We start from the raw sequence: 6,627 nt of genomic DNA, 5'->3' as shown, positions 1-6,627 counted from the left end.
CGTGATGAGCGCGGACTCGTCGCCGAAGAGGAACTCGGCGAGGGCCTTCGCCAGCTCGGTCTTACCCACACCGGTCGGGCCGGCGAAGATGAACGAGCCGCCGGGGCGGTTGGGATCCTTGAGGCCCGCGCGCGTGCGGCGGATCGCCTGTGAGAGCGCGACCACGGCCTCGTTCTGGCCGATGACCCTCTTGTGCAGCTCCTCCTCCATGCGCAGAAGCTTGGCGGATTCCGCCTCGGAGAGCTTGAAGACGGGGATGCCGGTGGCCATGGAGAGAACCTCGGTGACGAGGTCTTCGTCGACGACGGAGACGATGTCCATGTCGCCGTCCTTCCACGCCTGCTCGCGCTCGGCCCGCTTTTCGCCGAGCCGCTGCTCCTCGTCGCGGAGCGAGGCGGCCTTCTCAAAGTCCTGCCCGTCGATCGCCGCTTCTTTCTCGCGGCGCACAGATGCGATCCGCTCGTCGATCTCGCGCAGCTCCGGCGGGGCGGTCATCTTGCGAATTGCGAGGCGCGCGCCGGCTTCGTCGATCAGGTCGATCGCCTTGTCTGGAAGGAAGCGGTCGTTGACGTAGCGGTCGGCCAGGGACGCCGCCGTCTCGATCGCGTCGTCGGTGATGGTCACGCGGTGGAAGGATTCGTACCGGTCGCGAAGGCCCTTGAGGATCTCCACCGTCTGGGCGACCGTCGGCTGCTCCACCTGGATCGGCTGGAAACGCCTCTCCAAAGCGGCGTCCTTCTCGATGTGCTTGCGGTACTCGTCGAGCGTCGTGGCGCCGATGACCTGCAGTTCGCCGCGGGCCATCATGGGCTTGAGCAACGACGCCGCATCCAGGGCGCCTTCGGCTGCGCCCGCGCCGACGAGCGAGTGGATCTCGTCGATGAAGAGCACGATGTCGCCCCGCGTGTTGATCTCCTTGAGGATCTTCTTCATGCGGTCCTCGAAATCGCCGCGGTAGCGCGAGCCCGCGACGAGCGACCCCATGTCGAGGGAGTACAGCTGCTTGTCTTTCAGCGTCTCCGGCACGTCGCCGGAGGCGATGGCCTGCGCGAGCCCTTCGACGACGGCGGTCTTGCCGACGCCGGGCTCGCCGATCAGCACGGGATTGTTCTTCGTGCGCCGGGAGAGCACCTGCATGACGCGCTCGGTCTCCATATGGCGTCCGATGACAGGGTCAAGCTTGTGGTCGCGAGCGGACTGTGTGAGGTTGCGTCCGTATTGGTCGAGGACCGTCGAGCCGGCCTTCGTCCCCTCGCGGGCGCCTCCGCCTACGCCGACGGGCTCCTTGCCCTGAAAGCCCGAGATGAGCTGATTGACCTGCGAGCGCACGCGCGTCATGTCGGCCCCGAGCTTCGTCAGGACCTGTGCGGCCACGCCGTCGGGCTCGCGCGTCAAGCCGAGCAGAAGATGCTCGGTGCCGATGTAGGAGTGACCCAGCTGAAGGCCTTCGCGCATTGCGTACTCGATGACCTTCTTGGCTCGGGGCGTGAACGGAATGTGGCCCGAGGGCGGTTCCTGGCCTTCGCCGATGATGTCGATGACCTGAGCCCGGACCTCGTCAAGCGTGATGTCGAGGGCTTCTAGCGCTTTTGCCGCCACGCCCTCGCCCTCGCGAATAAGGCCGAGCAGGAAGTGTTCAGTGCCGAGGTAGTTGTGCTTGAGGTTTCTGGCCTCGTCTTGCGCAAGCACAATGACCCGGCGAGCACGGTCTGTAAACCGTTCGAACATTGACTCTCCTTGTCGTGGATTGCACCGCCGAGGCCGCGGGTGGTGCGGGCCCGGCACGGCTCGGACGCGTTGGCGTCCGGGCACGCTCATGGTGGTTTCACCCAACTCTATCGACGTTTTCCCGCTTTTTTACTACTGTTCGCCACAGGCGTGAGTGCGGGCCGGCGCGGCTCCGGGATCTTGCGCCAAGAAGCGGGATTTGCCGACTCCGAGCAAGCTCCGCCGGCGTCGGGCGGGACTTTGCCGACTCCGACGGGACCTTGCCGAGGCCGGATGAGACTTTGCCGACGCAGGGCGGGCACGCGCTCGGCCGAGTCCGAGGGGACGCCTGCGTTGGAAGAGAACTCCCCCGCCGCGGCATAAAGATTTCGACGAAGTCAGGCTGCCCTGTCAGACTCCGGCGAAGGCTGCCCTGTCAGACTCCGGCAAAGTCAGGCTTCGATCAGCAGAGTGAACGGGCCGTCGTTGACGAGCTCCACGTCCATCATCGCGCCGAACTTCCCCGTTTCGACGTGCAGTCCGTAAACCTTGCGCAGTTCCTCGGCGACAGCCGCAACGACCGGTTCGGCGACGTCGCCCGGAGCGGCGTGGGACCATCCCGGGCTTCTCCCCTTGCGCACATCCGCATACAGAGTGAACTGCGAAACGAGGAGCACGGACGCCCCGGCCTCTTCCGCGGATCGGCGCGCGTCGTCGTCTCCGTCGGCCCCGCGCAGCACACGAAGCTGGGCGATCTTCCGCGCCGTTTTCACAATCTGCGGCCTGCCGTCCCCGTGCGTGACGCCCAGCAGGACGCACAGCCCCTCGCCGACCTCCCCGACGACGTCGCCGGCAACCCGCACCTGCGCGCGCCTAACCCTTTGAACAACGGCTCTCATATTTCCTCCGTCTCAGACATGTTCGCCGCGCGTCCGATGCCATTCCCAACGCGCGTCCGATCCTATTCCCCAACGCGCGTCCGGGCCATTCCCCGACGTGCAGCCTTTGCCGCAGGGGCGCCAACTCGAATCTCGACCGCCTCGGACCGCCGCCCGAATCTCCCGACGGCCCTGGGGATCACCGGCCAATTCTCCCCGCCCCTGGGAATCACCAGCCCGAATCGCCGCGGTCTCCTCTGCGGCGCCATCCGCCGCCTTTGCCCATTCGACGTCGTTCTGGGCCCACGTAGTAAATGGCGAGGATAAGCGCCACCCATTGCAAGATCCCGTGGAGGGGGAGATACAGCGGCATGACGTAGGGCCAGACGAAAACGAGCAGGCTTGCCCCCAGCGCGACGAGCCAGAATTTCTTCGGGCGGGTCGTCGTGAAGTCCGCGGCTGGGCGCGCCAGGCACATGAGGAGCACGCAGGCGACGAACGCGACGATGACGAGCCACATGGTCTGCCGGATCTCGTATCCAATGCTCCTGAGCGAAAAGGCCAGCACATCGGGGCCGTCGGCAGACAGCCGTTGCGCGAGGGTTGTGGGCGCATCGTCCGGCAGACTCATCGCCAGTGCGTTTTCCAGCAGACTCATAGTGACTCCATGTCCTTTCTCGTGCGGCCCGGCTCGGCTTCCGACGCCGTGCGGTCCGGCGCAGCCCCCGATTCGACCCGACGGCGCTCGTCGCCCGATCCCGCCGGACGCGCCTCGGCGCCCAGCCTTGCCCGCCGGAACTCCGCCCCCGGGCGTTCCGCGGGAGACGCGCTCGACTTGCCCTCGGGATCGACTATCGCCGTCTGCCCGGCGCGGAAACGTCCGACGTCGAGCACGGCCTCGGGATCGAGCGCCCGTCGGACGAGAGCCAAGGCGACGGGGCCGTCCTCCGGGTGTCGAACGGCGCTGGTGACCACGCCGACTTTCCGCCCGCCGCTTGTCACGGGGTCCCCCGTCCGGGGAAGCTCGTCAACCGGCCCTTCGAGGAACAGCTCGACGAGCCTGCGAGGAGGCCTGCCGAGGTTCACCAGCTTGGCAACCGTCTCCTGGCCGCGGTAACACCCCTTGTTCAAATGGACGGCTGTGCGCAGCCAGTCGAGTTCATGCGGCAGAGCCCGCTCGTCCGCCTCACGGGCGACGCGCGGCCTCCATCCTGCGACTCGAGCGGCCTCCCAGGCCAGCATTCCGACGGGCGCCGCGCCGAAGCGTTCCAGCGCGGCCAGCAGCTTCCCGCTTTTGTCGGCTTCGACGACGCCGATCACTCGACGCCAGCCGCGAGCCGGGTGTTCGATGCCGCGGAGGGTGTAGGTCGCTCCCCCCTCGCTCACTCCGGGCCACGGATCGCGCCACACGAAAAGGGCCGTTTCTTCGAGCGCGGCCGCAGCGGCTCCCCCCGAAAGCAGGCCAGTGCCTTCCGGCCCGGAACTGGCGCCGTCCATTCCCGGGCTAGAACTTTCCAACGGCGAGCCGGCGCCGCCCGCCCCGAGGCCGCCCCCAGCCGACGGCGAGACAGTCCCATCCGCCCCCCGGTCGGCCCTATCCGCCCCCAGGTCAGTGCCCTCCGAGGGCGAACCCGCCGACTCCGCTCGCCGAGATGCGCCAGCGGGAACGAAGGCTCCGAACGTCAGCAGATCCTCACGCAAATTCACTTCCACGCGCATCGTAAATGCCATGGAGTTCAGGAAGTCCGCCCATCGCCGACCGTCGCCCCGGTCGCACAAAAGCCAAACGGCGTCGCCGTCGTCGTAGACGAAAGCGCCGTTCTCGATGTGCCCGGACGGGCTGAAGAGAAGAGCCTCGGTCGAGGCGCCGGGAGCGATGTCCGCGAGCGCCTGGCTCAACAGCGAGTGCAGCCAACGGCGCCTGTCGGCTCCGCGCACGGCGACTACGTCGAGCCCCACAACCGTGAATCCGCGCCCTTCTTTCAGCGCGCGCCACTCCCCCGCGGGGTCGCCGTAGTGGGCGGGCACGTGTGCGTCGACGTCCGCAACGCCGTCGTTTGCAGCGCCGGCCGAGGCGTCCCGGCTGTCCACGACGCCTTCGTCTAAAGCGCCGTCGGCGCCGCCCGCCGCGCTTTCGCCGCCAGCGGCTCCGCCGCCCGAAGGATTGCGGATGTCTTCGGGGAAGACGGCGCCTTTGAAGGCCCCGAGGGCCGCGCCTTCAAAATCCGAGAAGAAGGCCTTTTCGAGCTCGCCCATCAGCCCTCGTCTCGGGAGAGCCGGCCGGCGATATACGTCCGCATCTCGTGCCCGAAGGCAGCGATGTCGTAGGCATAGAACAGGTCTGACTGCACGAGGCCCGCGACGATCTTCGCGCCCTCGAAAGCCGCGGCCGTGGGGACTGCGGCTATCGCGTCCGCCGCGAACTGGAGGCGCGGGCCGTCGATGAGGCCGGCCCACGTGATCGCGTGCCCGGCGGGGTTGGCGCTCACGGCTTCGAGCACCGTCGCGCCGTCGTGCTTTTCCGCTCCCGGAGCCGCGCGCACGAACCCGGACGAGCGCGTCCACAGCGTGTCTTTTGTGAGGCGGGAGTAAGCGGACAACCCCGGCTCCTCCCTGTCGACCGCACCGGCTTCCTCTCGCGCGAGCCACACCTGGGATTCGATGCGCAGGTAGGGGCCGCCGTCGTCGTTGTCGACCGTCAGCTCGTGGAGGCAAGCCGAAGCCTCAATGCCCTCGTACTCGAGGACGCCCGCGCCTTTCCATGAGCCGACAATCCAAGCCATGGGATACGTTTCGGGCGCGAGGCCCTCCGGGATGCTGAACACCATGGCTCCAGGTTACGAGACGGCGAAGCTGAGGGCATAGACGATGACGCCAAGAGCGCAATGCGGGACGACGGCGAGGGCGGCGGCGCCCGCCTTCGTCGATGCGACGCGGCTTCGGGCTGCGCCGTCGGCCAGTCCGGAGGTCGCGCCGAAGGCGAGGGCCATCGCCGCCAGCCAGGCAAGGGACCGAGTTTCAAAGCCGAGGCCGGTGACGTACAGATAGATCGCGCCGCCCGCGAAGGAGTACAAGAAACTGCGGGCGATGAGCCTGGCGGGACTGCTCGACGCATCGGATGCGGAGGCGTATCGGCCGAGCCCGCCGATCAGCAGGCACATGCCCGCAAGGACCACCGCCCCCGCTTCGTAGTTGCGCAACAGCAGGGGCCAAAAGCCGGAGGCGACGATCAAGATCGCACCGAGGAAGGTCGCCGAAACGCTCCCCAACAGGTTCTCGCGGCCGTCCTTTCGAAGCATTTCCGCCATGAAACAGAGGAAAATGGAGCCGGCGGCGACGAAGGCGAGGCTCTCGTACCCGGCCGACGCCGCGAGCACGGAGGCTGCTGCGACGAGCGAAAGGACTCCGCGGGCGAGCCTCGGGTTGCGAATCCGGGCCGCTTCGGGCCACCCGCCGACGACGACGGCCGCCAAACCCAACATGACGACGACGCCCGGGATCGCCGACGGCGCCACGAGAGCGTCGCCGTTGCACACGTCAAGGTCCACAGTCCCGCAGTTCCCGTCGGGGCATTGGGCGGCGCACGGGCCTTTTTCGTAGACAAAGGCGGCGACTATTCCTGCGGCGCCCAGCGCCACGGCCGCGCAAAAGGAAGTCACGAGCGCCGCCGCCTTGGGCGTGAAGGAGATCGACGGGAGCTTCGACGATGCGCCGCCTTCCCGCTCCCGGGAAACGGCCGACGCGCCGTCTCCCGCGATCCGAGCCTTCTTGGCGCGCTCAGCCGCGGCATAGGGGCTCGACGTCACAGTCGGTTCGTCGGGATTGCTCGAACCGCGCATACTTCGAATTCTTGCACGTTAAGGCGCGCAACGTGGAACCGCGCGCCCGGCGGCCGAAACCGCGCCCCGGGAGTCGCGCAGGTTCCCCGGGAGGCAGGCTCGCATCCCGCCCCGGCCGCCGAAAGCGCACGGACAGCCCGCGTCCGGCCCGCGCGCAAGAACGTGACACACCCTACATGGCCGTGTTATGCTCATTTCAGACA

At 67.7% G+C, this 6,627-nt stretch carries 6 protein-coding genes; all 6 read right to left on the bottom strand.

The annotated features are described in order from the left end of the window. Positions 1-1,728, bottom strand: a 1,728-nt coding sequence (locus ACO48X_RS03440) for an ATP-dependent Clp protease ATP-binding subunit (RefSeq protein ID WP_485000564.1), incomplete at its 3' end; no start/stop codon positions are given. Between the two features lie 431 nt (positions 1,729-2,159). Next, a complete protein-coding gene (gene dtd, locus ACO48X_RS03435) occupies positions 2,160-2,606 on the bottom strand; it encodes a D-aminoacyl-tRNA deacylase (RefSeq protein ID WP_485000562.1) in 447 nt (148 codons plus the stop codon). A 208-nt stretch (positions 2,607-2,814) separates the two neighbouring features. Continuing rightward, positions 2,815-3,243 carry a hypothetical protein gene (locus ACO48X_RS03430; RefSeq protein ID WP_485000560.1) on the bottom strand — a complete coding sequence of 143 codons (429 nt, stop codon included), beginning with the start codon at positions 3,241-3,243 and terminating at the stop codon, positions 2,815-2,817. Then, positions 3,240-4,841 carry a CAF17-like 4Fe-4S cluster assembly/insertion protein YgfZ gene (ygfZ, locus tag ACO48X_RS03425; RefSeq protein ID WP_485000558.1) on the bottom strand — a complete coding sequence of 534 codons (1,602 nt, stop codon included), beginning with the start codon at positions 4,839-4,841 and terminating at the stop codon, positions 3,240-3,242. Before ygfZ ends, ACO48X_RS03430 begins: the two co-directional genes overlap by 4 nt. Beyond that, positions 4,841-5,413, bottom strand: a complete 573-nt coding sequence (locus tag ACO48X_RS03420; RefSeq protein ID WP_485000556.1) for a heme-binding beta-barrel domain-containing protein — start codon at positions 5,411-5,413, stop codon at positions 4,841-4,843. Before ACO48X_RS03420 ends, ygfZ begins: the two co-directional genes overlap by 1 nt. A gap of 9 nt (positions 5,414-5,422) precedes the next feature. Then, positions 5,423-6,424: a hypothetical protein gene (locus ACO48X_RS03415; protein WP_485000554.1), complete on the bottom strand. Its 1,002-nt coding sequence runs from the start codon at positions 6,422-6,424 to the stop codon at positions 5,423-5,425. Positions 6,425-6,627 lie beyond the last annotated feature (203 nt).

Source organism: Peptidiphaga sp. (genome assembly GCF_057238965.1).
The sequence above is the reverse complement of the archived record's forward strand: the minus strand, read 5'-3'. Positions and strand labels throughout refer to the sequence as shown.

Coding starts and splice junctions, on each gene's coding strand:
- dtd (WP_485000562.1), bottom strand. CDS start 2,606: ATGAGAGCCGTTGTTCAAAGGGTTAGGCGCGCGCAGGTGCGGGTTGCC.
- ACO48X_RS03430 (WP_485000560.1), bottom strand. CDS start 3,243: ATGAGTCTGCTGGAAAACGCACTGGCGATGAGTCTGCCGGACGATGCG.
- ygfZ (WP_485000558.1), bottom strand. CDS start 4,841: ATGGGCGAGCTCGAAAAGGCCTTCTTCTCGGATTTTGAAGGCGCGGCC.
- ACO48X_RS03420 (WP_485000556.1), bottom strand. CDS start 5,413: ATGGTGTTCAGCATCCCGGAGGGCCTCGCGCCCGAAACGTATCCCATG.
- ACO48X_RS03415 (WP_485000554.1), bottom strand. CDS start 6,424: ATGCGCGGTTCGAGCAATCCCGACGAACCGACTGTGACGTCGAGCCCC.